Below are 23,189 nucleotides of genomic sequence, written 5' to 3' on the forward strand. Positions count from 1 at the left end.
TGCCGGGGATGCGGGCCGGGCATTAGGTGAAGGAGAAACCGCTAGTGCATGGTGAACCGGGCGGCCACGTGTGAATTGATGGCCGGCATGCCGGCGGCACCCGTGATCAGCCGGTTCCGGATGTTCCACAGCGGCCGCGGCAGGGGCCGCCCCAGCGCCATGTTGATTTCGGACTGCCGGGCCGCCTTCGCGGCCGCCTTCAACCGGTGACTCTCGAAGTCCCCGAAATCGATTTCCCGCACAGTGCCCGCCAGGCGGCCGAGGATGAGCGGCGCCAGCTCGGCAGCATCCAGCCAGCCCAGGTTCATGCCTTGTCCGCCGATAGGACTGATCTGGTGGGCAGCGTCACCGATCAGCGAAATCCGGCCGTGGATCATTCGCTTTACCAGGCCTGACCGGACACCAAAGCTGCTCAGCATCGAATTGGTGCCGGCGTCGACGGGTATGCCGGTCCGTTCCCGCACGATCCGGGCCAGGGAACCGGCAGTGGGCGCGTCAGGGCTGGCTCCGGGCAGCCTGGCAACCCACCGGCGCACCGCTCCCGGCAGCGGAAAGGACTCCACGATCCCTGCTGCTTCCAGGAACAGTGCCGCGTCCGGGCCGAACGCCGTGCTGTCGGCGAAATCTCCCATGAGGTACTTGTCGGGGTACACCTTGAGCGGGGCCGGAGCGCCCAGCCATTGCCTCACCGTGGAGCGGCCCCCGTCCGCGGCCACGGCCAGGGAGGCATGCATCCGGGATTCCCCGGCTGCGGTGAGGAGGTCAACCGCAACGGCTGAGCCGTCGTCGTGAATTCCCGTCACGGTGGCTCCGCGCACCAACGCCGCGCCGTCCAGTTCGTGCACCCGCCGTTCCAGGGCGGCTTCGGTGCGCGTCTGCGGTACCGACAAAACGAACGGGTAGTTCGCGGACACGGCGTCAAAGGACATCTTGGCCAGCTCCACGCCGCCGCCGATGGCGACGCCGCGGCGGATCCGGACACCGTCCGATACCAGGCCGGCCGCCACTCCGACGCTGTCGAGTGCCTCCAGCGCCGGGGGATGGATGCCGATGGCACGGGAGTGGGTGCCGGGTTCCGTGCGCCGTTCGAGGACGCGGACAGTCACACCGGACTGCATCAGCAGGGCCGCCAGGTACAGCCCTACCGGGCCGCCGCCCACGACGACGACGTCAATCACCGCGGGCGGTCCGGTTCAGGTCGGTCCCGGTTCAGCATGAGGAGGTTGCGGAAGGGCGGGCGTGGCGTCACGGACCAGCCCGGGGGAGCCGCAGCCCGGAGTTCCGCGGTGGTGTAGCTGCGCCGGATGGACGTCAGTCCGTCTTCCCTGATGTAGGACCGGGGAAAAGGCCAGGATGCCGCGTAGAACAACGCATAAGCGGCTGGGCTGCGGCGGATGTCGTTGTGAAGGACGGTGCGGAGCGACAACAGCGCCGACTCTGCCAGGAACTGCGGCAGTTCGACCCTGCCCAGGTGGTGGAGGACGTGATTGGACACGACAAAGTCGTAGCGCTGCCCTTCGGCGGCCAGATCCGCTGTGGACGCCTGCCGGAACGTCACACCGTCCACGTGCCCGCGGCGGAGGGCGAACTCAAAGGCCCTGGGGTCCGGATCAATGGCGGTGAGCTCCAACCTCAGTCCGTCCCGGGCCGCCCACGCCGCCAGCAGGACGGGCACATCCCCGCCGCCGCAGCCGATGTCCAGCAGGGTTGTCACCCTTGTGGCGGAAAGGACGGGCCGGAGGTGCGCCCGGTAGATCCCGCGCCAGCCGGACACTGCCCTGTTAACCACCGCGAATTGTGCGTAGGTCCGGTCCAGCCTGGCAGGGTCACACCCGGGACGATCCATCTCCTCCACCGCATTGACGTCGCGATCGCGCAGCCATCCAAATGCGGCCGTCAAGTGGGCGGCCATCAGAGAAATGACGGCTCAGTCCGTGCTGTTTCCTGGCGCGCTGAGGAGGCTTCATGGGACGCCGGTGCAGCATCCCCCTGAGGTGCACGCACCTTGGTGAACATCGCCGTTTCCACCGTGAGTCCTGGGCCGAACGCCATGGAACAGATGCGCTCATCGCCGTCCTGCGGCGGGAGCCCGGCGATGTGCTTGAGGACAAAGAGCACCGTGGCGCTGCTCATGTTGCCGAAGTTGCGGAGGGTTTCCCGGGCGGGAACCAGCTGCTCGTCAGTGAGCTCGAGCCGGGACTGCACTTTATCCAGGATGCTCCGCCCGCCGGGGTGGATGGCCCAGTGGGTGATGTCCCGGTAGGGGAGTCCGCGCAGGGTTTCATCGCGGGAAAGCAGCGGCTCCAGGGCGCCGATGATGTGGTCGTCGATGATGTGGGGAACGTAGTTGCCCAGCACCATCTCGAAGCCTTCGTCGCCGATGTTCCAGGCCATGGACTCCTCGCCCACCGGTGTGAGCACGGTTTCGAAGTGGTCCAGCCGCAACAGGGCGGTGCCGTCCGGGATGTCGCGGGCAGAGATGACCGCCGCCGCGGCGCCGTCCGCAAACAGGGCCGAGCCCATGATGGTGTCCGGATCGTTGGACGTGCGGACGTGGAGGGAGCAGAGCTCGGCGCAGACCACCAGGACAACGGCGTCCGGGTCTGCTTCGCAGAAGGATTTGGCGGCACGCAACGCCGGAAACGCCGCGTAGCAGCCCATGAAGCCGAGGTGGTAGCGCTGCACGGCAGGATTCAGCCCCAGCGCGCGGACGATTTTGTAGTCCGGCCCCGGGTTGAAGAAGCCCGTGCAGGAGACGGTCACCAAGTGGGTGACGTCAGCCGGGCCGATGCCGGGGCAGGCATCCAGTGCGGCCCGGGCGGATTCCACAAACAACTTGGTAGCCTCGCGGCCGAAAATGTCGTTCCGGACCTTTGTGCTGGGACTGAGCACAAGGCCGGTGTCCGGGTCGAAGAACTGCGGATTGTCCGCCCGGCTGTCTTTGGTGAGCTCGGTGACCGCCGTGTACCGGGTGTCGATGGCTGCGGAGTCAAAACACGTGTTCACCAGCCGGGAACCCAGCCTGGTCAGCCCCGGCTGGGCAGCAAATACATCACGGGCTTCAGACTGGATGAGTACGGTGGGCGGGACAGCAGTTTCCAGGGACCTCATGTAGACCGTCATGGTTCATTCTCAGTGAGCTTCGGCCTTAAGACAATGGTGGCCTACCAACGCGTAGGTAAGCCGCCGGGATGCCCGAAGCTGGTTAGATAGAGCCAGGTGGTGCCGGCAAAAGCCACGAAGGCTGCCCCTGACTGACAGATGGAGACACGATGAGCTTGGCCACCCAGCAGACGGACCCGCAGTCGCCAGCGCAGCAGCACGTGGCCGACACCCACGACCTGATCCGGGTGCAGGGCGCACGGGAGAACAACCTCAAGGACATCAGCCTGGAGATCCCGAAGCGGCGGCTGACGGTCTTCACGGGCGTCTCCGGCTCGGGCAAAAGTTCGCTGGTGTTCGCGACGATCGCAGCCGAATCTCAGCGGATGATCAACGAGACTTACAGCGCGTTCGTGCAGGGATTCATGCCCAACCTGGCCCGGCCCGACGTCGACTTCCTCGAAGGCCTGACCACGGCCATCATCGTTGACCAGGAGCGGATGGGAGCCAACCCGCGGTCCACGGTGGGCACGGCCACCGATGCCAACGCGATGCTCCGGATTCTGTACAGCCGTCTTGGCACCCCGTACGTCGGCCCGCCGACTGCCTATTCTTTCAACGTGCCCACCCGCAAGGCGAGTGGCGTCATGTCCACCGACAGGGGCGGCCGCGTCGAGAAGAGCGTCGTCAGCCAGGCCGTCTACCTGGGCGGGATGTGCCCGCGGTGCGAGGGCATGGGCAACGTCAGCGACATCGACCTCACCGCTTTGTACGACGACAGCAAGACCCTCAGCGACGGCGCCCTCATGGTTCCCGGCTACTCGATGGACGGCTGGTACGGCCGGCTGTTCGAGGGGGTCGGCCTGCCGATGGACAAGCCGATCGCCACGTTCACCAAGAAGCAGCTCGACACGATGCTGTACGGCGAACCGACGAAGATCAAAGTCGAGGGCATCAACCTCACCTACGAGGGAATCATCCCCAAGATGCAGAAATCGATGCTGTCCAAGGACCCGGAGGCCATGCAGCCGCACGTGCGCCGGTTCGTTGAACGGGCGGTGACGTTCCAGACCTGCCCCGACTGCAACGGCACGCGGCTGACAAAGGACGTCCTGACCTCGAAGATCCAGGGCAAGAACATCGCCGAGCTCTGCGAGATGCAGATCACCGACCTGGCCGACTGGATCCGCGACCTCAACGAGCCGTCGGTCGCGCCCTTGCTCAAGGGCCTGCAGCACCTGCTCGACTCGTTCGCCGAAATCGGCCTTGGCTACCTCTCGCTCAACCGGCCGGCGGGAACGCTGTCCGGGGGAGAGGCGCAGCGGACCAAGATGATCCGGCACCTGGGGTCGTCGCTTACGGACGTCACGTACGTCTTCGACGAGCCGAGTATCGGCCTGCACCCGCACGACATCGAGCGGATGAACCGGCTCCTGCTGCAGCTGCGCGACAAGGGCAACACGGTGCTGGTGGTCGAACACAAGCCGGAGACCATCACCATCGCAGACCACGTCGTCGATCTGGGCCCCGGAGCGGGTACCGCCGGCGGCACGCTGTGTTTCGAAGGATCAGTCGAGGGACTGCGGGGGAGCGACACAATCACCGGGCGCCACCTCGACGACCGCGCGGCGCTGAAGGAGTCCGTGCGCTCCGCGGCCGGCAAACTCGACATCCGCGGCGCCTCGACGCACAACCTCCAGGACGTGGATGTGGACATCCCGCTTGGCGTGCTCTGCGTTGTGACGGGTGTGGCAGGTTCCGGCAAGAGCTCACTGATCCACGGCTCTGTTGCCGGCCGCGACGCGGTGGTGGTAATCGACCAGGCCGCCATCAAAGGCTCGCGCCGCAGCAACCCGGCCACGTACACAGGCCTGCTCGAACCGATCCGCAAGGCGTTCGCGAAGGCCAACGGGGTCAAGCCGGCGCTTTTCAGCTCCAACTCCGAGGGGGCCTGTCCCACCTGCAACGGCGCCGGCGTCATTTTCACTGAACTCGGTGTGATGGCCACTGTCGAGTCTCCCTGCGAGGACTGCGAGGGCCGGCGGTTCCAGGCCTCTGTGCTGGAATACACGCTGGGCGGCAGGAATATCGCCGAGGTGCTGGAGATGCCCGTCACCGAGGCCACGGGGTTCTTCGATTCCGAGGAGGCGAAGGTGCCGGCAGCGCACAAAATCCTTGCCCGGCTGTCCGACGTCGGACTGGGCTACCTCAGCCTGGGCCAGCCGCTCACTACGCTGTCCGGCGGTGAGCGGCAGCGGCTGAAGCTGGCTGCCCAGATGGCCGAACAGGGAGACGTCTACGTCCTCGACGAGCCGACCACGGGCCTGCACCTTGCCGACGTCCAGCAGCTGCTGGGTTTGCTCGACCGGCTCGTCGACTCGGGCAAATCGGTCATCGTGATCGAGCACCATCAGGCGGTCATGGCGCACGCAGACTGGATCATCGACCTCGGCCCGGGCGCAGGCCACGACGGCGGCCTGATCGTCTTCGAAGGCACCCCGGCCGAACTGGTGGCAAGCCGGTCGACGCTTACTGGCGAACACCTCGCGGCGTACGTCGGCGGCTGAAGCGTCAACGACTGAACGGGACGGCGAAAATCTCGGCCTGATCACGGCTCAGAAATGAGCCCCTCTTCACGTGGCCGGACTTCCACCCAATAACGCCGATAATCTACATTATGTAAAGTAGAGGAAAATTGCCGGTCCCCTCAGGATGTGCGTTCGTCGATGATCCGGTCTATTTCGTCGTCGTCAGGGCACGGCTGATCGTCGACGGGACATGGCCCCGGTCCGAGCTCCCGGCCAAAGACTTCCATGCACATCGAACACAGGATCCTGGGGTCACGGGCGATCGTCATTTCCGGTTCCTCATAGCCGCACAAGGCGCGCCGCCAGTCCAGATCCCGGCAACAGACAAGATGGACCACTTCGTCGGGGTCCTCGCTCCAGTCGTACTTGACCTTCCATGCCGGAGCGCGGCGCAACTCCATCGCCCCGCCATCGCCTAATACCGAAGGCTCCGCAGCGCCGCCCTTCGTTTCCGTCATCGCGGCCCCCTTCCGTTGACGTCAAGCAGGATTCCCTCCTGCGCTCACCCGATGCTTGCTGCCTCATCCAGCGTGTGCGGTTCAAAGTGCTCCAACAACCCGCGCATGGCTTCATATCCCTGGGTGAAGGTGTCCGAGGCGCGCCACACTTCAACCTGCTCGAGCGATTCCCACGGGCCTGTGCTGATGAACCTGTTGGGAACGTCACGGTCGTGCATCAGTATTGCTTTCGCGCCGGGAAAATCCTCTTGTGTCTTCCTGGCGAGGTCACGCCACGCCTGCACAAAATCATTCTCCCTACCGGGCTTCACCAACCAGATTCCGAGCGTGTAAACAGACATCGCGAATGCCTCCATTCAGGTGCGGGGTAGGTATTCCCGATTATCGTCCGGCAGTCCCGTGCCGGGTAGGGCCGGATGGCATGTGGGCCACTCCCCTGCGCCCAAGCCAAGAGCCGGTTCGCTCAGGCTCCGTCGTAAGCGGCCTGGAGCTCAGCGATCTCGAGTTTCCGCATGCCCAGCATCGCCTGCATGGCCCGCTGCGCACCGTCCGGGTCCGGACCGCCGAGCAGCTGCCCCAGGGCGGACGGCACGACCTGCCACGACACTCCGAATTTGTCCTTGAGCCAGCCGCATTGGCTCTCGGTGCCGCCTGCCGTCAGTGCCGACCAGTAGCGGTCCACTTCTTCCTGCGATGTGCAGTCGATCACGAAGGAAACGGCCTCGTTGAATGTGAATGCCGGTCCCCCGTTAAGTGCCAGGAACTTCCGGCCCTCGATTTCGAACTCGACAGTCATGGCCTGTCCGGCCGGCCCGGGTCCCCCCTCTGCATAGCGGGCCACGTTGAGGATTTTGGATCCATCGAAGACCGAGACGTAAAAGTCGGCGGCTTCCTCAGCCTGGGTATCGAACCACAGGCAGGTGGTGATCTTTTGGGTCACGTTGTTTCCTCATCTCGCTAGCAGCGCCGGAAAGACTCCCGACGGCGGTTCTTCAGTCGCGTTGCGAGCCTAGCCGGGCGTGATTCCCAGCACAATGGCGCGGTTATCATCGGATATGTCCATCCCTGAAGCCCTTCTCCAGTTCGCCGTGGTCGCCGCCTTGCTGACAGTGATTCCCGGGCTCGACACTGTGCTTGTGCTCCGCACCGCGGTCAGCCGCGGGCGCGGTCCGGCCTTCGCAACGGCAGCGGGCATCTGCACCGGCACGGTGGGCTGGGGCGTCGCGGCGGCACTAGGAGCGTCCGCGCTGCTTGCCGCCTCTGAGGCCGCCTTCACGGTGCTGAAGATCGCGGGCGCCTGCTATATGGGGTGGCTCGGCATCTCGATGTTCATCAGGACTTTCAGAAGGGGCCAGACAGCACCGACGGAGCTATCGCAGACTGCCGATAACGCCGCAGCGCCCTTCCTGACCGGCGTGACCACAAGTCTGCTGAATCCCAAGGTGGGCGTCTTCTACATGGCCATGATTCCGCAGTTCCTGCCGCAGGATGTCCCGCCCCTTCTGATGGGCGTCCTGCTACCGCTGGTACACAACGCGGAAGGCATGCTGTGGTTCGCCGGCATTATTGCTGCCACCCACTACGCCCGGCGGTGGCTGCAGTCCCCCGCGGTGGGCAAAACCACGGACCGCATTGCCGGCGTCGTACTTGTGGCCTTTGCCGCGAAGATAGCGGCCAGCAAAGCCTGACAGCTACCGCTGCAGCTGGCTGACCAGGCCAACGGTGTTGCCTTCGCTGTCGCGGATGAAAGCCATCCACTCGTCAGTTCCGGCCGGTCCCAGACGGTTGTCCTCATGGCTGAAAATCACCGCGGGTTCCTCAAGGATCTCCACTCCCCTGTCCCGGAGCCCGGCCACGGACGCCCTGACGTCCGGGACTGCCAGGTAAATCAACGCAGACGGTGCGCCGGACTCGAGCAGCAGCCGCACGCCGTCAAGGTCAAAGAACAGGAGCCCTGGCGGATCGAACACCGCCCGGGCTTCGGCACCGAGCAGGGCGGCGTAGAACCCTGCCGCCCGCTGCAGGTCGCTGGCGTGTTGCGCGATCTGGACAAGTCTCATGCTGTCTCCGGTGTGTAGCCCTGGACGTACTGGCGGTCGAACCGGCGCTCCACCGGAACTACTGTAAAGGTATGCCTTCCCGCACCCATTCCGTACCTGCCCGCACCACCGCGAGAAACGCCGTGGTCCTCGCCGCCCTCGCCGATGCCGTCCTCATCCTGACATTTGCCGCCATCGGCCGGGACGCCCACCAGCGCGGGGATGTAATCACCGGGGTCTTCCTGACCGCCTGGCCGTTCCTGGCCGGAGCGGCAATAGCGTGGCTTGTGATGCGCGTGTGGCGTGCTCCGCTGCAGCCCTGGCCGGCGGGCGTCGCTGTCTGGGCGGGCGCCCTCGCCCTGGGCATGCTGCTGCGCGCGCTGACCGGACAAACGGTGGTCCTGCCGTTCGTCATTGTTGCCCTGCTGAGCCTGGGGACATTCCTCGTGGGCTACCGCCTCATCGTGGCCGGATTCCGTCGGCTGGCGGGGCGCCGGCAGCACCGCTGAAGCACCCCCGATGTACTAGGCTGGCAGCACACAGTATCGCCTGCCACGCCTGCAACGGCCCACCCGATCCGAAAGGTCAAGAGTGATCACCGCATTCGTCCTGATCAAGACAGACGCCTCCCGAATTCCGGAGACGGCGGAGGAAATTTCGGCGATTCCCGGCATCAGCGAGGTCTACTCCGTGACCGGCGAATGGGACCTGATTGCCGTGGCCCGGGTGGCGAAGCACGATGAATTGGCGGACGTTATCGCGGACAAACTGTCCAAGGTTCCCGCGGTTGTGCACACCACCACGCACATTGCGTTCCGGGCCTACTCGCAGCACGACCTCGACGCAGCCTTCGCCCTGGGCTTCGAACAGTAACCCGGGCGGTACTCCTGGCCCTGGCCCATTAGCCCTGAACGACTAGCCCTGGGTGAGGGCGACCCACTTTTCCAGCACTGCAGCCGCGGCACCGGAATCGATCGATTCGGCGGCGCGCTTCAGCGCTGCCGCCATCCGGTCGGTCAACGGGCCCTCGGCGTCGGCGTCGAACGCCACCAGCCCGGCCGCGGCATTCAGCAGGACAGCATCACGCGCGGGTCCGGGCACGCCGCTCAAAACATCACGGACGACGGCGGCATTGGCTGCGGCGTCACCGCCGCGCAGGTCCTCAACAGTTGCGGGACGGATGCCCAGCACCTGCGGATCAAACGTCTGCTCGGTCACTTCCCCGTCGCGGATCTCCCAGACGGTGGACGGTCCGGTAGTGGTGAGTTCATCCAGTCCGTCACTCCCCCGGAAGACCAGGCCGCGGCTGCCGCGCTTGGCCAGCACGCCGGCAACCAGCGGTGCCATCCGCGCGTTGGCAACACCCACCGCGGAAGCCTGCACGCGGGCCGGGTTGGTCAACGGTCCCAGGAAGTTGAACGCCGTCGGAATGGCAAGTTCCCGGCGGGGCACGGCCGTGTGCCGGAAGGACGGGTGAAACACCTGGGCGAAGCAGAACGTGATTCCCGCCTCGTCGGCGTTGCGCGCCACGCGATCGATGGGGAGGTCCAGCCGGACCCCCAGCGCCTCCAAAACGTCCGCTGAACCCGATGACGACGACGACGCACGGTTGCCGTGCTTGACCACCTTTGCGCCGGCCCCGGCGCAAACAAGCGCAGCCATGGTGGAAATGTTGACTGTGTTCAACTGGTCGCCGCCGGTGCCGACGATGTCGAGCTTTTCGCCGCCGATGGTGACAGGGTTTGCGTGCGCCAGCATCGCCTCAACGAGGCCGGCAATCTCGTCCACCGTTTCGCCCTTTGCCCGCAGGGCAACCAGGAATCCTGCGATCTGCGCCGGGGTGGCCTCGCCGGACATGATGGTGTCCATGGCCCACTCCGTGTTGCCGGCTGTAAGGTCCGTGCCGTTGATCAGCGCCGAAATGAGACGCGGCCAGGTGTTGCCCGCCGCCTGTGCAGATGCCTGTGAAGTCACCTCCTGATGCTATCGATGCACCCGCCCGTCTGACCAATGTGAACGGGTCCGGGAACTTTTCCGCGCGAATTCGCGTCTTTGTAGAAAAAGTCCCCGCAAAAGGCGGTTTGCATTGGGCAGGAGGAACTTTTACAGACATAATGTCTATGTGACATCTGCGACCCATGCCCCCAGTACCCCGGCGCACCCGACGCTGAACCGCCCGAATATGGTTTCCGTAGGAACCGTTGTCTGGCTGTCCAGTGAGTTGATGTTCTTCGCCGGTCTCTTTGCCATGTACTTCACACTCCGTTCGACGTCCGGACAGATGTGGGCCGAAGAGACAGCCAAGCTCAACTTCCCCTTTGCGCTCGTAAACACGATCGTCCTCGTGGCAAGTTCCTTCACTTGCCAGATGGGCGTCTTCGCCGCTGAGCGGCTCCAGCCGCGCCGCGCCGGCGGCCCCCTTGCCTTCACTCGTTGGGGGATGAACGAGTGGTTCACCCTCACGTTCGTCATGGGTGCCTTCTTCGTTGCCGGCCAGGCAACTGAATACGCCATGCTCGTCTCGGAGCATGTCTCACTTTCGTCGAATGCCTACGGCTCAGCCTTCTACATGACCACGGGCTTCCACGGCCTGCACGTCATCGGCGGCCTGGTCGCGTTCCTCTTCATCATCGGCCGTTCGTTCGCCGCCAAGAAGTTTGGTCACTTCGAAGCAACGTCCGCGATTGTCACCTCCTACTACTGGCACTTCGTCGACGTCGTGTGGATCGGCCTCTTCCTGGTCATCTACGTCCTCAGGTAGCCCCGACTTGACTCTTTTTCTACAAGAGGCAGAATTTCAAGAAGCGGCTCCCGGAGCCGACGCACGATCGAAAAAAGGAACCACCACGTGAAGGCACTCTCGCAGAAGCGACGTCACCCACTGGCAGCCATTGCGCTGCTGCTGATGGGCCTCCTCCTCACTGGTGGGCTGTACGCCGTTGCCACCACCGTCAACGAGGCCAAGGCTTCCACCACCAGCTTCAGTGCGAACGACACTGAAGAAGGCGAAAAGCTCTTTGCCGCCAACTGCGCCACCTGCCACGGCATGGGCGCAAGCGGAACCCAGGACGGACCCTCACTTGTAGGCGTCGGTGCTGCCGCCGTTGACTTCCAGGTAGGCACCGGGCGCATGCCCATGCAGATGAACGGCCCCCAGGCTTACAAGAAGCCTGCACAGTTCAACGATGAACAGACCCATCAGCTGTCCGCTTACGTCGCTTCGCTTGGGCCGGGCCCGTCCATTCCTGAAGAGGAACTCCTGGACGCGCAGGGCAACGCCGCTGAAGGTGGCGAGCTCTTCCGGGTCAACTGCGCCATGTGCCACAACGCAGCGGCCGCCGGCGGTGCCCTGACCCGCGGCAAGTTCGCTCCGGCCCTGGCCGATGTCTCCGAAAAGCACATTTACGAGGCCATGGTTACCGGACCGCAGAACATGCCGGTCTTCAGCGACGCCAACGTCACCCCCGAAGGCAAGCGCGACATCATCACCTTCCTGAAGCAGATCGAAGCCAACGGATCACCCGGCGGTGCCGATCTGGGCGCCCTGGGTCCGGTCTCTGAGGGCCTGTTTGTCTGGATCGCCGGCCTGGGCGTCATCATCGCGTTCACCATCTGGCTGACGTCACGTACGTCCTAGCAGCGTCCGTAACTTGTAAGAACTCCTGCTGACGAGTCAGCAGTATGGAATTGAAAACTAACCCGGCATTGGCCGGGACGAGAGAAGGATGAGGCGAATTATGGGCAACCATAGTGACGGCAGTCCGAACCACTCGGGCACCGTAGCTACGGCTGGTCAGAATGAGGTGGAGAAGTTCCAGGATCCTGGAATTCCCCCGCATCGTTTGCGCCTGGCTGACACGGACCCGAAGGCCGCAAAACGTGCAGAACGGCAGGTTGCCATTCTCTTCGGCAGCTCCGTCGTGGGCACCGTGATCTTCCTGGTGGCGTACTTCGCCATCGATCTTGGACCCGACTCCACGATCGCCACCATCCGGCTGCAGAATGCGCTGCTGGGCATCGGAACCGCCTTCGCCATGCTTGGCATCGGCACCGGCATCGTCCACTGGGCCAAGGCCCTGATGCCGGACCATGAAGTCTCAGAAGAGCGCCACGCCATCCGCACCGAGGACGACCGCCAAGCGGCAGTCCGCATCGTGGATGACATTGTGGACGAAACCGGAATCAAGCGCCGCCCGCTGATCCGCAACACTCTTCTCGGTGCCGTCGCATTGGCTCCGCTGCCTGCACTGGCCATCTTCGGCGACCTCGGTCCCCGTCCGGACGACAAGCTTGCACACACCATGTGGGCTCCGCAGGAGGGCAAGCTCAAGCGCCTCACCCGCGACCCGGACGGCACGCCCATCAAGGCCTCGGATGTCACCATCGGTTCCGCTTTCCACGTGATTCCGGAAGGCCTCAACGAGCTGCATGAGGGCAAGCTGAACGAAAAGGCCAAGGCCGTCGTCCTGCTCATGCGCCTGAACCCCGAGTCCCTGAAGCCCTCCGCGGGCCGCGAGGACTGGAGCTACAACGGCATCGTTGCCTACTCGAAGATCTGCACCCACGTTGGTTGCCCTGTTGCCCTTTACGAGCAGCAGACCCACCACCTGCTGTGCCCGTGCCACCAGTCGACCTTTGACCTGACTCAGGAATGCAAGGTTATCTTTGGCCCCGCCAGCCGGCCTCTCCCCCAGCTGCCCATCGCAGTTGACGCCGAGGGCTACCTGGTCGCTACGAGCGACTTCAAAGAACCCGTAGGACCGAGTTACTGGGAGCGTGATGAGCATGAGCGCAACATCAACAGCTAATGCCCCCGCCTTCGTCGCCAAAACCAAGGGCGGCCGCATTACCGACTTCGTTGACCAGCGTGTTGGCGGATCCGGCATCCTCCGTGAGTTCGGCCGGAAGGTCTTCCCGGACCACTGGTCCTTCATGTTTGGCGAAGTTGCCCTGTACTCCTTCGTCATCCTGCTGCTCTCCGGCACGTTCCTGACGTTCTTCTTCGATCCGTCCATGGCCGAGACGCACTACGACGGCTCGTACACGCCGCTGAAGAACGTCGAGATGTCCGTGGCCTACAGCTCCTCGCTGGACATCTCCTTTGATGTCCGCGGAGGCCTGTTCATGCGCCAGGTGCACCACTGGGCCGCACTGCTGTTCGTGGCGTCGGTCTCCGTGCACATGCTGCGCGTCTTCTTCACCGGCGCGTTCCGCAAGCCCCGCGAACTCAACTGGGTGGTGGGCGGTGTCCTGCTCATCCTCTCGATGGCTGCCGGCTTCACCGGTTACTCCCTCCCCGATGACCTGCTCTCCGGTAACGGCCTGCGCATCATCGACGGTGTCATCAAGTCGATTCCTGTGATCGGTACCTACATTTCGTTCTTCCTCTTCGGCGGCGAATTCCCGGGAACGGTCATCATCAGCCGGCTCTACATGCTGCACATCCTGCTGGTGCCGGCCCTGATCCTGCTGATGATCGTGATCCACCTCTTCATGGTGGTCGTTCACAAGCACACCCAGTACCCCGGCCCGGGCCGCAACGACGGCAACGTCGTCGGTTACCCCCTCGGCCCGGTCTACGCAGCCAAAGCCGGCGGCTTCTTCTTCATCGTGTTCGGTGTCGTTGCGCTCATGGCGGCGTTCTTCACCATCAACCCGATCTGGAACTACGGCCCCTACGACCCCTCGCCGGTATCCGCAGGCACCCAGCCTGACTGGTACATCGGCTGGGTTGACGGTGCCCTGCGCCTGATGCCCGGTGTCATCGGAGACTTCCACTTCGAGTACGTCATCTTCGGCCAGGTTCTGACCTTGAACGTGCTTCTCCCGGCTCTTGTACCCGCCGGCCTCGTGTTCACGGTGCTGTTCATGTACCCGTGGATCGAGCGCTGGATCACCAAGGACGACCGCGAACACCACGTCCTGGACCGTCCGCGCAACGCTCCTACCCGGACGGCCATTGGCATGGCGGGCTTCACGTTCTACTGCGTGATGTGGGCTGCAGCCAGTTCCGACCTCATCGCGACGCACTTCCACGTTGCCCTGAACGACGTGACGTACTGGTTGCGTGCACTGTTCTTCATCGGCCCGGTCATCGCCTTCATCGTGACCAAGCGCGTGGCCCTGGCCCTGCAGCGCAAGGACCGCGAGATCGCCCTGCATGGCCGCGAAACCGGCCGCATCGTGCGCCTGCCGCACGGCGAGTTCATCGAGGTTCACGCCCCGCTGGATGACTACAAGCGCTACAAGCTGGTGGGCTTCGAATCGCCGGTCCCGCTGCCTGCCGTTCCGAACGAACACGGCGTGGTCACACGCAAGGAAAAGCGCCGCGCAGCACTCTCGCGCTGGTTCTTCGAAGACAGGGTTGCACCCGCTTCGCCGGCTGAACTCGAGGCGGCCCATGGCCACCACGAAGCCGTCGAATCGGCCGAGGGACAGAAGACCCTCAGCCACTAGGTCTTCACCGCACCAAGAAAGAGGCCCGGTCCGAAAGGACCGGGCCTCTTTCGTATTCCCTACTGGTTCCGGTATCCGGAAGCGTAGTTACGCGTGGGACGCACGCCCGGACGCTGCAGCGGGACCCACAGCTTGTAGCGGTCCGCGCGGTAGTAGGACACGGAGTAGTCCACCATCGAGCGGGCAACAAAGGCGTGCCGCTGGATTTTAAGCAACGGAGACCCCACCTCGACATTCAGCAGCCGGGCGGTGGAAGGGGAAGCGGCCGTGGCCTCGATCATGTCCTCCCCCCATTCCATGACCAGCCCGAACCGTTCGCTCAGAACGTTGTACAGCGACGTCGGGGGTTCGCCGTCGAGCAGCCCCGGAACCCGGTGTGCGGGAATGAAGTTCTCATCAACGCTCATGGGTTCATTGTCGGCCAAGAGGAGCCGCCTGAAGCGCACCAGGGGCGTCCCCTCGTCCAGCTGGAGTTCGCGGGCCAGGAACGCACTTGCGCCGATCTGTTCGAAGCTCAGGACCTTGGCCGCCGGCACCATGCCGCGGCGCTGCATTTCCTCGCTGTATGAAGTCAGCTTTACCTGCAAGTCGAGTTTGGGTTTGCGGACGAAGGTCCCAAGGCCCACGACCCTTTCAATGACTTCTTCGCCCACCAGCGCGTCGATGGCCTGGCGCACGGTCATGCGGGCCAGGCCGAATCTCTCCGCAAGGTCCCGTTCAGAAGGCAAAGAGGACCCTGGAGGGCAGGAAGAGGTGATGTGCGCGCGCAGGAGCTCCCGCAGCTGGACGTAGATGGGCGTCCCGCTCTCACGGTCGATCTCCCCCACCATCCTGCTCGCGTCAGAGGCCGCCATGGCAACGTTCCGGATCTACATTCATGCCTTTAAGGGTAGGGCAATAATGGGGCAGGTCTAGACCACCCTGATTAGCGGTTTCGGCCAGCGGGCCTGCCGCCGCTAACCTTGTTCAGGAATGCAGTAGTGACGGCCGAGCCCCGTCGGATCAAAGGAGTCCTGTTGCCAGTGCGCAAGGCCATCGTTCAATCACCCATCGGCCTGCACGCGCGGCCCGCCGCAATCTTTGTCCGTGCCGTCACGGAATCGGGCCTGCCGGTCCGGATCGGAAAAGAGGGCATTGCGCCTGTCGACGCGAGGTCCCTGCTCGAGGTGATGACCGCCGATTTCCACTGCGGCTGCGAAGTGGAACTCTCGGTTGACCCTGAAGCGCTCCCTGCCCGCTACAGCGTCGAATCTGCAGAAGCCGCACTGGAAGGGCTGACTCTGCTGCTGGAGGCTGGAGCAGCCGCCTGACGGCTCTGAGCCGCCTTAGGAACCGCAGACAAAACGACGGCGGGCCCCACCATTTGGTGGGGCCCGCCGTCGTTTTCAGTAAGCCGATATGGGCTTAGTGGGCGTGGTCGCCGCGGCTGTACTCGTAGACCCAGCCGACGAGGGCGATAACCGCGAGGCCCGCTGCGATGTAGACGATCCAGAAACCGACCGCCAGGCCGAGGAACCCGCCTGCACAGGACAGGCCCAGGACCAGCGGCCACCAGCTCCAGGGGCTGAAGTGCCCCTGCTCGCCGGCACCTTCGTGAATCTCTGCGTCGCTGCGGTCTTCGGGGCGCATTCCCACGCGCTTGCCGGTGAAGCCGAGGTAGGCGCCGATCATGCCCGCCAGGCCGCCCACCAGCAGGACGCCGAGGATGCCGACCCACTCAGTCCAGTTGGTCAGGAATCCGTAAACCACGGAGACCGGTACGAAGAAGAAGACTCCGGCTCCAAAAATCCATGATTCGATCTTCACTTGGCGGTGTCCTTCTGATCTGCGTTGCCGAGCACGGCTGCTGCCGGTGCCGGTGACTCAACGGTGTGCGACTGTGCGAGCTCCGGGTGGTGCAGGTCCAGGGCAGGACGCTCCGAACGGATGCGGGGCAGCGACGTGAAGTTGTGGCGCGGCGGCGGGCAGGACGTGGCCCACTCCAGCGATGCACCGAAGCCCCAGGGGTCATCCACCTCGACCTTTTCGTTGCTGCGCCAGGTGATGTACACGTTCCAGAAGAACGGGATCAGCGAGGCGCCCAGCACGAACGAGGAGATCGTGGAGAACTGGTTCATCCAAGTGAAGTTGTCCTGCGGCATGTAGTCCGCGTACCGGCGGGGCATGCCCTCAACGCCCAGCCAGTGCTGGATCAGGAAGGTTCCGTGGAAACCGAGGAACAGGAGCCAGAAGTGGATCTTGCCAAGGCGCTCGTTGAGCATCTTGCCGGTCCACTTCGGCCACCAGAAGTAGAAGCCCGCGAACATCGCGAACACCACGGTGCCAAATACCACGTAGTGGAAGTGCGCCACCACGAAGTAGGAGTCGGAGACGTGGAAGTCAAGCGGCGGTGAAGCCAGGATGATGCCCGTCAGGCCGCCGAACAGGAAGGTGGCGAGGAAGCCGATGCTCCAAAGCATGGGCGTCTCGAAGGTGATGGAACCGCGCCACATGGTGCCGATCCAGTTGAAGAATTTCACGCCGGTAGGTACGGCGATCAGCATCGTCATGAAGGAGAAGAACGGCAGCAGGACCGATCCGGTGACGTACATGTGGTGCGCCCACACCGTTACGGACAGCGCCGCAATGGCGATGGTTGCGTACACAAGGCCCTTGTAGCCGAAGATCGGCTTGCGGCTGAAGACCGGGAAGATCTCCGAAACAATGCCGAAGAACGGCAGCGCGATGATGTACACCTCGGGGTGGCCGAAGAACCAGAACAGGTGCTGCCACAGGACGGCACCGCCGTTCTCGGGGTCGAAGATGTGCGCACCGAAGCGGCGGTCGGCACCCAGGGCGAACAGGGCTGCTGCCAGCGGCGGGAAGGCCATCAGAACCAGGATGGCCGTAACCAGCGTGTTCCAGGTGAAGATCGGCATGCGCCACATGGTCATGCCCGGAGCGCGCATGCAGATGATGGTGGTGATGAAGTTGACCGCACCGAGGATGGTGCCGAAGCCTGAAAGCGCCAGGCCGAAGACCCACAGGTCACCGCCGACACCGGGGCTGAAGGTCGTGTTGGACAGCGGCGCGTACGCGAACCAGCCAAACGATGCAGCACCCTGCGGCGTGATGAAACCTGAGACGGCGATCGTGGAACCGAAGAGGAAGAACCAGAAAGCCAGGGCGTTCAGTCGCGGGAAGGCGACGTCCGGGGCACCGATCTGCAGCGGCATGATCACGTTGGCGAAGCCCGCGAACAGCGGGGTCGCGAACATCAGCAGCATCACCGTGCCGTGCATGGTGAACAGCTGGTTGTACTGCTCTTTGGTCTGCAGGATCTGCATGCCGGGCTCGAAAAGCTCGGCGCGGATCAGCAGGGCCATGACGCCGCCGAAGCAGAAGAACACGAAGGACGCGATCAGGTACATGTACCCGATGGTCTTGTGGTCGGTCGAAGTGATCCAGTTGACGACAATGCGTCCCTTGGACTTCGGTACGACGGGAGCCCCAAGGGTCCCGACAGGTGCGGATGGAGTGTAAGTAGCCACGTCGCTCCCCTTACTTAATTTCGTTCAGGTTCGGGTTGCGGTCATACTCTTCGCCGATCAGGCCGGTGTTGCCGTCCTGGCGCAGCTGATCCATGTGCGCCTGGAACTCCGACTCGGAGACAACCTTCACGCGGAACAGCATTTCGGAGTGGTATTCGCCGCAAAGTTCGGCACACTTGCCGTCATAGGTGCCCTCTTTAGTGGGGGTAAACCTGATGTAGTTGGTCTTGCCGGGGATCATGTCGCGCTTCTGCAGGAAGGCGGGAACCCAGAAAGAGTGGATAACGTCGCGGGAGTTCAGCTCCAGGTCAACGGACTTGTTGACGGGGAGGTACAGGGTGGGCAGCTTTTCCTTGTCCACTTCAGCACCCGTGAGGTGTGCCTGCACGCCGGCTTCGTGGACATCTTCGGTGATGACTTCGCCCTGCTTGTAGTTGAAGTCCCAGGCCCACTGCTTGCCGCGGACGTCAACAACGACGTCGGCCGGCTCGGAGCGGTTGTCAATTGCCTGCTGGTCCCGGTCGGTGAAGTAGAAGAACACCAGCACCATGAAGAGCGGAATGGTCAGGTAGAAGACCTCGAGGGGAAGGTTGAAGCTGGTCTGCCGCGGGAACCCCACGGTGCCCTTGCGGCGGCGGTAGGCCACAATGCACCAGACCATGAGTCCCCAGGTAATGATGCCGACGACCAAGGCGGCAATCCATGAGTTGACCCAGAGGTCCATGATGCGGTCAGTGTGATTGGTGGTGCCACGCTCGGTGGGCAACCAGCCTCTCTGTACCTCTGGTGAACATCCAGTCAAAGCCAACGCGCCGGCTAGTGCCAAGCCAGTGATCGTAGTGATCTGTTTGCGTCGGCTGCCGGTTCGGTTCTGCGAACTCACAGACGGCCCTTCCTACTTGTTGCTGTTGCCCGGGCCGTAGATGGCTCCCCGGGCACACTAAAAGTTTTACTACTCGATGTAGAGCTTACCGCTCCCCGGGGGTTTTCGCTCACATGTCGGCACCGTGCGTCGGCACCGGTTTGCACCGGTGCCGAAAGCAAGCTGTCATGGGGCAAAGAGCCGGGTTAGTGGAAAGAATCTCCGCATGCGCACGAGCCGCCTGCGTTGGGGTTGTCAATGGTGAACCCCTGCTTCGAGATGGTGTCCTCGAAGTCGATACTGGCGCCGCTCAGGTACGGGACGCTCATCTTGTCGACAACGACCTCGACGCCGTCGTAGTCGCGGACGGCATCTCCGTCGAGCAGGCGCTCATCGAAGTAGAGCTGGTAGATCAGCCCGGAGCAACCGCCCGGCTGGACGGCAACGCGCAGGCGCAGGTCCGTGCGGCCTTCCTGCTCTAGCAGGCTGCGGACCTTGCCGGCGGCGACGTCGGTCAGCTTGACCTCGTGGGTCGGAAGCTCTTCGCTCGCGGTGCCGGTGGCTGCGGCGCTGTTTTCATTGGTTGTAGTGCTCATTGGCCTACCTTCTTACGACGGTGGTGGCGACTCGGCTTGCGCGTTGCCCGCCCCTACGGAAACGGTATGGGCTATAGCTACATGCTACGTCGATCCTGCGTGTAGCTCTAACTCCTGACGTAACCGTGGCCATACCCTGAATGTTCCCTCTCAGGCGGAGCCTTCATGGTTAAGCCGGGCCAGCAGCAGGGCCTCCGCAACGACTGCGTTGCGGAAATCGCCCAGGTGCAGCGACTCGTTGGCGCTGTGGGCGCGGGAGTCGGGATCCTCGACGCCGGTTACCAGGATCTGCACATCCGGGTACACCTCCGTCAGGTCCGCAATGAAGGGAATCGAACCGCCGATGCCCATTTCCACCGCGGGAACGCCCCAGGCTTCACCGAGTGCCCACATCGCCATCCCGGCGGCCGCGGAGCCCGTGTCTGTCTGGAAGGAGTTTCCGCTCTCCCCCGGGGTGAACACCACCTTTGCGCCGAAGGGCGCGTTGGATTCGACATGGTGCTGCACGGCGGCCATGGCGTCGGCGGGATCCTGGCCGGGTGCCAGCCGCAGGCTGAACTTGGCCCGGGCCCTCGGCAGCAGCGTGTTGGAGGCTACGTCCACGGCGGGGGCATCGAAGCCGATGATGGAGAGTGCCGGCTTGGTCCACAGCCGGGACGCAATGGTCCCGGTGCCGGCCAGGCGGACGCCGTCCAGGACCGACGCGTCGGCCCGGTATTCGGCTTCGGTCAGGTCCACGGATACGTCGTCCCTGCTGACCAGCCCCTTCACTGCGACGTTCCCGTCGTCATCATGGAGGGTGGCGATCAGGCGTGAGAGCAACGTGGGCGCATCGAGAACGGCTCCGCCGAACATCCCGGAGTGCACGGCGTGCTCCAGGACCTGGACCTCGATGGTCCCGTCCACCAGGCCGCGCAGGCTGGTGGTGAGCGCGGGGATGCCCACCTTCCAGTTGCTGGAATCTGCCACCACAATCACGTCCGCGCGCAGGAGTTCCCGGTGGGTTTCGAGGAAGGTGCGGAAAGTGGGCGAGCCTGCTTCCTCCTCGCCCTCGAAGAAGAACGTCACGCCGAGGCCCAGCTCATCGCCCAGCACCTCGGTGACTGCGGCGTAGGCGGCAATGTGGGCCATGATGCCTGCTTTGTCGTCGGCCGCTCCCCGGCCGTAAAGCCGGCCGTTGCGTTCGACGGCGGTGAACGGTTCGGTCTCCCACAGCGCCAGATCCCCGGTCGGCTGCACGTCGTGGTGGGCATACAGCAGGATTGTGGGCTTTCCCTCGGCAGCCGCCCGACGCGCCACCACGGCCGGCCCGCCCGGCGTGCCGTCCTCCTTGTTGCAGCGCAGGATCCGGACGTCCTCGATGCCTGCAGCCCGCACCAGGTCCGCGACGGCCTCCGCACTGCGGTCCAGCGGTGCCGGGTCGAAGCTCGGCCAAGCGATGCCAGGCAACTTTACAAGGTCCTTCAATTGTCCAACGGTGGTGTCGAAGGACGCGTGTACGGCCTGGCGCAGTGCCTCGGCGTCGGTCTCGCCGAATCCCGTGCTGAATTTGTGCGGGGTCCCCGCCGGTGATGAAGTCATGGCCAAAACCCTACCTGTGTCCGCGACCACACGAAACACTGCAAAGCAACCCGGCGCCTCCCCGGTTACGGCGGTGCCGCGGCGGCGTGACACATGACTTTTGGCCTGCGTGTGCAAGGTATTCTGTAGGGGTGTTTGGACGTAAAAAGGAAGCGCCAACGGCGCAGGACGTAGTTGACCAGCAGGCAGCCGAGGCACTGGCCCGGGATACCGCCCTCGGCAAGGGCGCACCCACGCCCAAGCGCAAGGCACAGGAAGCGGCGCGGAAGCGTCCCCTGGTGCCGGAGGACCGGAAGGCCTCAAAAGCAGCAGAACGGGCGGCCGTGCAGGAGCAGCGGATCAAGATGCGCCAGGCCCTGGATACGGGCGATGAAAAGTTCCTGCCGCTTCGGGACAAGGGCCCGCAGAAGCGCTTTGCGCGCGACTACGTCGACGCCCGCTTCAGCCTGGGCGAGTACCTGATGTTCGGCGCCCTGGTTTTCGTCATCGTCTCACTGCTGGTTCCCTCCACCAGCGAGGCCATGATCTACGTCCTGGGCGGATTCTGGGTCATGTTCCTTGCCGTGTTCGTTGACGTGTTTATCCTGTCCCGCAAGCTCCGGAAGCGCCTCACCGAAAAGTTCGGGGAGGTGGAACGCGGCACGGTCTGGTACGGCTCCATGCGTTCCCTTCAGTTCCGCCGCCTGCGCCTGCCCAAGCCGCTCGTCAAGCGCGGAGAATTCCCCTCCTGATTCAGGACACGAAGTAGCCCCCGGCGATCTGATCAGATCAGAACGCCGGGGGCTACTTTTGTCTGCGGTACCGGCAGCCCCGGCTTACATGCTCAGCGGCGGGCGGGGTGCTTGGCCAACTGGCGGTTGATGTGCGCCGCCCAGAACGGGCCCTCATACAGAAAGGCCGTGTAGCCCTGAACCAGGGTGGCGCCGGCGTCGAGCCTTTCCTGGACATCCCGGGCAGTCTCCACGCCGCCAACGGACACCAGGGTGAGCGTTCCTCCGGTGGCCTTCCTCAGTCGTCGGAGCACTTCGAGGGACCGGGCCTTCAGGGGCGCGCCGGAGAGCCCGCCGGGTCCGCACTCCCGGACCTTTTCGGCGTCGGAGCTGAGTCCCTCCCGGCCAATCGTGGTGTTGGTGGCGATGATCCCGTCCAGTTTCAGGTCCAGGGCGAGCCTGGCGACGTCGTCAATGTCCTCGTCGGTCAGGTCCGGGGCGATCTTCACCAGCAGCGGGACGTGCCTGCCCGCGGCGGCGTCGGCTTCTTCGCCCACGGATTTGAGCAGCGGGCGGAGGGTCTCAACGTTCTGGAGCAGGCGGAGTCCGGGCGTGTTGGGGGAACTGACGTTGACCACGAGGTAGTCTGCAGCCGGCGCCAGGCTCCGGGCGCTGGTGAGGTAGTCGCTGGCCGCGTCCTCGAGCTCCACCACCTTGCTCTTGCCAATGTTGACCCCGATCACCGGCCGGACGCCGGGGTGGCGGCGCTGTAAGGCAGCCCTCGCGGACTTGAGCCGGGGCGCGACGGCGGTGGCGCCGTCGTTGTTGAAACCCATCCGGTTGATCACTGCCCTGTCCTCAACGAGGCGGAAGAGCCGTGGCTTTTCGTTGCCGGGCTGGGCCTGCCCGGTGATGGTTCCCACCTCGACATGCCCGAACCCGAGTTCGGTCAACGCCTCGATGCCGTGCCCTTCCTTGTCAAAGCCCGCTGCAAGGCCGAAAGGCGACGGGAAGGTGATTCCAAAGGCGTTGGTCTGAAGTGACGGCGCGGGCGCAGTGAATTTCGCCAGCACCTTGCCCGCCCCGGAGCTGTGGACCAGCCTGATGGCACGGAACCCGATCTTGTGGGCGCGTTCGGCGTCCATCCATGAAAAGGCCAAGCGGAAGAAGGTGGGATATACGCGCATGACTCCAGTTTTCCGGTTCAGGCTCCGGAGACCAAACCGGCGCGCACCCTGGCCGGCGGTGTGACGCGCCAGGCATCCGA

General features: G+C 64.1%; 25 protein-coding genes. 10 read left to right on the plus strand and 15 right to left on the minus strand.

The features are described 5' to 3' along the window. Window positions 1-41: 41 nt before the first annotated feature. The 3 genes from RW112_RS11320 to RW112_RS11330 are packed head-to-tail and all read right to left on the minus strand — an operon-like array spanning window position 42 to window position 3,123. Window positions 42-1,178 (minus strand): NAD(P)/FAD-dependent oxidoreductase, encoded by a 1,137-nt coding sequence (locus tag RW112_RS11320; RefSeq protein WP_317781848.1) that lies wholly within the window; start codon window positions 1,176-1,178, stop codon window positions 42-44. Next, window positions 1,175-1,912 (minus strand): class I SAM-dependent methyltransferase, encoded by a 738-nt coding sequence (locus tag RW112_RS11325; RefSeq protein WP_317781849.1) that lies wholly within the window; start codon window positions 1,910-1,912, stop codon window positions 1,175-1,177. Before RW112_RS11325 ends, RW112_RS11320 begins: the two co-directional genes overlap by 4 nt. Then, window positions 1,912-3,123, minus strand: coding sequence for a type III polyketide synthase (locus RW112_RS11330; RefSeq protein ID WP_317781850.1), 1,212 nt, complete (start codon window positions 3,121-3,123; stop codon window positions 1,912-1,914). Before RW112_RS11330 ends, RW112_RS11325 begins: the two co-directional genes overlap by 1 nt. 149 nt (window positions 3,124-3,272) lie before the next feature. On the opposite strand from RW112_RS11330, the gene RW112_RS11335 reads away from it, so the two are divergent. Continuing rightward, a complete protein-coding gene (locus RW112_RS11335; RefSeq protein ID WP_317781851.1) occupies window positions 3,273-5,669 on the plus strand; it encodes an excinuclease ABC subunit UvrA in 2,397 nt (798 codons plus the stop codon). Between the two features lie 140 nt (window positions 5,670-5,809). On the opposite strand, the gene RW112_RS11340 is transcribed toward RW112_RS11335, so the two are convergent. From RW112_RS11340 to RW112_RS11350, 3 genes are all read right to left on the minus strand, one after another. Then, the gene (locus tag RW112_RS11340) at window positions 5,810-6,148 is read right to left on the minus strand and encodes a hypothetical protein (RefSeq protein WP_317781852.1); all 339 of its coding nucleotides are present in this window, start codon (window positions 6,146-6,148) and stop codon (window positions 5,810-5,812) included. 44 nt (window positions 6,149-6,192) lie between these two features. Continuing rightward, window positions 6,193-6,504 carry an antibiotic biosynthesis monooxygenase family protein gene (locus tag RW112_RS11345; protein ID WP_317781853.1) on the minus strand — a complete coding sequence of 104 codons (312 nt, stop codon included), beginning with the start codon at window positions 6,502-6,504 and terminating at the stop codon, window positions 6,193-6,195. Window positions 6,505-6,611: 107 nt separating this feature from the next. Continuing rightward, window positions 6,612-7,088: a VOC family protein gene (locus RW112_RS11350; RefSeq protein WP_317781854.1), complete on the minus strand. Its 477-nt coding sequence runs from the start codon at window positions 7,086-7,088 to the stop codon at window positions 6,612-6,614. A gap of 115 nt (window positions 7,089-7,203) precedes the next feature. On the opposite strand from RW112_RS11350, the gene RW112_RS11355 reads away from it, so the two are divergent. Continuing rightward, entirely contained in the window at window positions 7,204-7,836 is a 633-nt protein-coding gene (locus tag RW112_RS11355) for a LysE family translocator (protein ID WP_317781855.1), read from the plus strand. A gap of 3 nt (window positions 7,837-7,839) precedes the next feature. On the opposite strand, the gene RW112_RS11360 is transcribed toward RW112_RS11355, so the two are convergent. Beyond that, window positions 7,840-8,208 carry a VOC family protein gene (locus tag RW112_RS11360; protein WP_317781856.1) on the minus strand — a complete coding sequence of 123 codons (369 nt, stop codon included), beginning with the start codon at window positions 8,206-8,208 and terminating at the stop codon, window positions 7,840-7,842. A gap of 71 nt (window positions 8,209-8,279) precedes the next feature. Here RW112_RS11360 and RW112_RS11365 point away from each other — a divergent pair, with 71 nt between their 5' ends. After that, window positions 8,280-8,696 (plus strand): DUF3054 domain-containing protein, encoded by a 417-nt coding sequence (locus RW112_RS11365; protein ID WP_317781857.1) that lies wholly within the window; start codon window positions 8,280-8,282, stop codon window positions 8,694-8,696. 82 nt (window positions 8,697-8,778) lie between these two features. Further along, entirely contained in the window at window positions 8,779-9,060 is a 282-nt protein-coding gene (locus RW112_RS11370; protein ID WP_028269180.1) for an Lrp/AsnC family transcriptional regulator, read from the plus strand. A gap of 42 nt (window positions 9,061-9,102) precedes the next feature. Here RW112_RS11370 and trpD read toward each other — a convergent pair whose 3' ends face one another. Then, on the minus strand, window positions 9,103-10,161 hold the full coding sequence (trpD, locus tag RW112_RS11375; RefSeq protein WP_317781858.1) for an anthranilate phosphoribosyltransferase: 1,059 nt from the start codon (window positions 10,159-10,161) through the stop codon (window positions 9,103-9,105). 112 nt (window positions 10,162-10,273) lie between these two features. Here trpD and RW112_RS11380 point away from each other — a divergent pair, with 112 nt between their 5' ends. The 4 genes from RW112_RS11380 to RW112_RS11395 all read left to right on the plus strand — a co-directional run bounded on the left by RW112_RS11380 (window position 10,274) and on the right by RW112_RS11395 (window position 14,643). After that, a complete protein-coding gene (locus tag RW112_RS11380) occupies window positions 10,274-10,948 on the plus strand; it encodes a heme-copper oxidase subunit III (protein ID WP_305941130.1) in 675 nt (224 codons plus the stop codon). Window positions 10,949-11,035: 87 nt separating this feature from the next. Then, window positions 11,036-11,824 (plus strand): c-type cytochrome, encoded by a 789-nt coding sequence (locus tag RW112_RS11385; protein ID WP_305941131.1) that lies wholly within the window; start codon window positions 11,036-11,038, stop codon window positions 11,822-11,824. Window positions 11,825-11,924: 100 nt separating this feature from the next. Then, window positions 11,925-12,995, plus strand: a complete 1,071-nt coding sequence (locus RW112_RS11390; protein WP_305941132.1) for a ubiquinol-cytochrome c reductase iron-sulfur subunit — start codon at window positions 11,925-11,927, stop codon at window positions 12,993-12,995. Further along, on the plus strand, window positions 12,973-14,643 hold the full coding sequence (locus RW112_RS11395; protein WP_317781859.1) for a cytochrome bc complex cytochrome b subunit: 1,671 nt from the start codon (window positions 12,973-12,975) through the stop codon (window positions 14,641-14,643). The genes RW112_RS11390 and RW112_RS11395 overlap by 23 nt, the downstream gene beginning before the upstream one ends. A gap of 59 nt (window positions 14,644-14,702) precedes the next feature. Here the strand turns inward: RW112_RS11395 and RW112_RS11400 are convergent, their stop codons facing one another. Beyond that, the gene (locus RW112_RS11400) at window positions 14,703-15,497 is read right to left on the minus strand and encodes a GntR family transcriptional regulator (protein ID WP_305941134.1); all 795 of its coding nucleotides are present in this window, start codon (window positions 15,495-15,497) and stop codon (window positions 14,703-14,705) included. A gap of 162 nt (window positions 15,498-15,659) precedes the next feature. Here RW112_RS11400 and RW112_RS11405 point away from each other — a divergent pair, with 162 nt between their 5' ends. Beyond that, the gene (locus RW112_RS11405) at window positions 15,660-15,953 is read left to right on the plus strand and encodes an HPr family phosphocarrier protein (protein ID WP_317781860.1); all 294 of its coding nucleotides are present in this window, start codon (window positions 15,660-15,662) and stop codon (window positions 15,951-15,953) included. Window positions 15,954-16,047: 94 nt separating this feature from the next. Here the strand turns inward: RW112_RS11405 and RW112_RS11410 are convergent, their stop codons facing one another. The 5 genes from RW112_RS11410 to RW112_RS11430 all read right to left on the minus strand — a co-directional run bounded on the left by RW112_RS11410 (window position 16,048) and on the right by RW112_RS11430 (window position 21,212). Then, window positions 16,048-16,449, minus strand: coding sequence for a cytochrome c oxidase subunit 4 (locus RW112_RS11410; RefSeq protein WP_305941136.1), 402 nt, complete (start codon window positions 16,447-16,449; stop codon window positions 16,048-16,050). Next, window positions 16,446-18,173, minus strand: coding sequence for a cytochrome c oxidase subunit I (ctaD, locus tag RW112_RS11415; RefSeq protein ID WP_305941137.1), 1,728 nt, complete (start codon window positions 18,171-18,173; stop codon window positions 16,446-16,448). Before ctaD ends, RW112_RS11410 begins: the two co-directional genes overlap by 4 nt. A gap of 10 nt (window positions 18,174-18,183) precedes the next feature. Next, window positions 18,184-19,056 (minus strand): cytochrome c oxidase subunit II, encoded by an 873-nt coding sequence (gene coxB / locus RW112_RS11420; RefSeq protein WP_305941138.1) that lies wholly within the window; start codon window positions 19,054-19,056, stop codon window positions 18,184-18,186. Between the two features lie 185 nt (window positions 19,057-19,241). Then, entirely contained in the window at window positions 19,242-19,631 is a 390-nt protein-coding gene (locus RW112_RS11425) for a HesB/IscA family protein (protein ID WP_011692062.1), read from the minus strand. A gap of 150 nt (window positions 19,632-19,781) precedes the next feature. Beyond that, window positions 19,782-21,212: a dipeptidase gene (locus tag RW112_RS11430; protein WP_317781861.1), complete on the minus strand. Its 1,431-nt coding sequence runs from the start codon at window positions 21,210-21,212 to the stop codon at window positions 19,782-19,784. Between the two features lie 131 nt (window positions 21,213-21,343). Between RW112_RS11430 and RW112_RS11435 the strand changes: the two genes are divergently transcribed. Then, window positions 21,344-21,943, plus strand: coding sequence for a DUF3043 domain-containing protein (locus tag RW112_RS11435; RefSeq protein ID WP_305941140.1), 600 nt, complete (start codon window positions 21,344-21,346; stop codon window positions 21,941-21,943). Between the two features lie 92 nt (window positions 21,944-22,035). Here RW112_RS11435 and RW112_RS11440 read toward each other — a convergent pair whose 3' ends face one another. Beyond that, window positions 22,036-23,109 (minus strand): quinone-dependent dihydroorotate dehydrogenase, encoded by a 1,074-nt coding sequence (locus RW112_RS11440; protein ID WP_317781862.1) that lies wholly within the window; start codon window positions 23,107-23,109, stop codon window positions 22,036-22,038. Window positions 23,110-23,189: the final 80 nt, after the last annotated feature.

Source organism: Arthrobacter sp. B10-11, assembly GCF_033142195.1.
GTDB lineage: Bacteria > Actinomycetota > Actinomycetes > Actinomycetales > Micrococcaceae > Arthrobacter > Arthrobacter oryzae_C.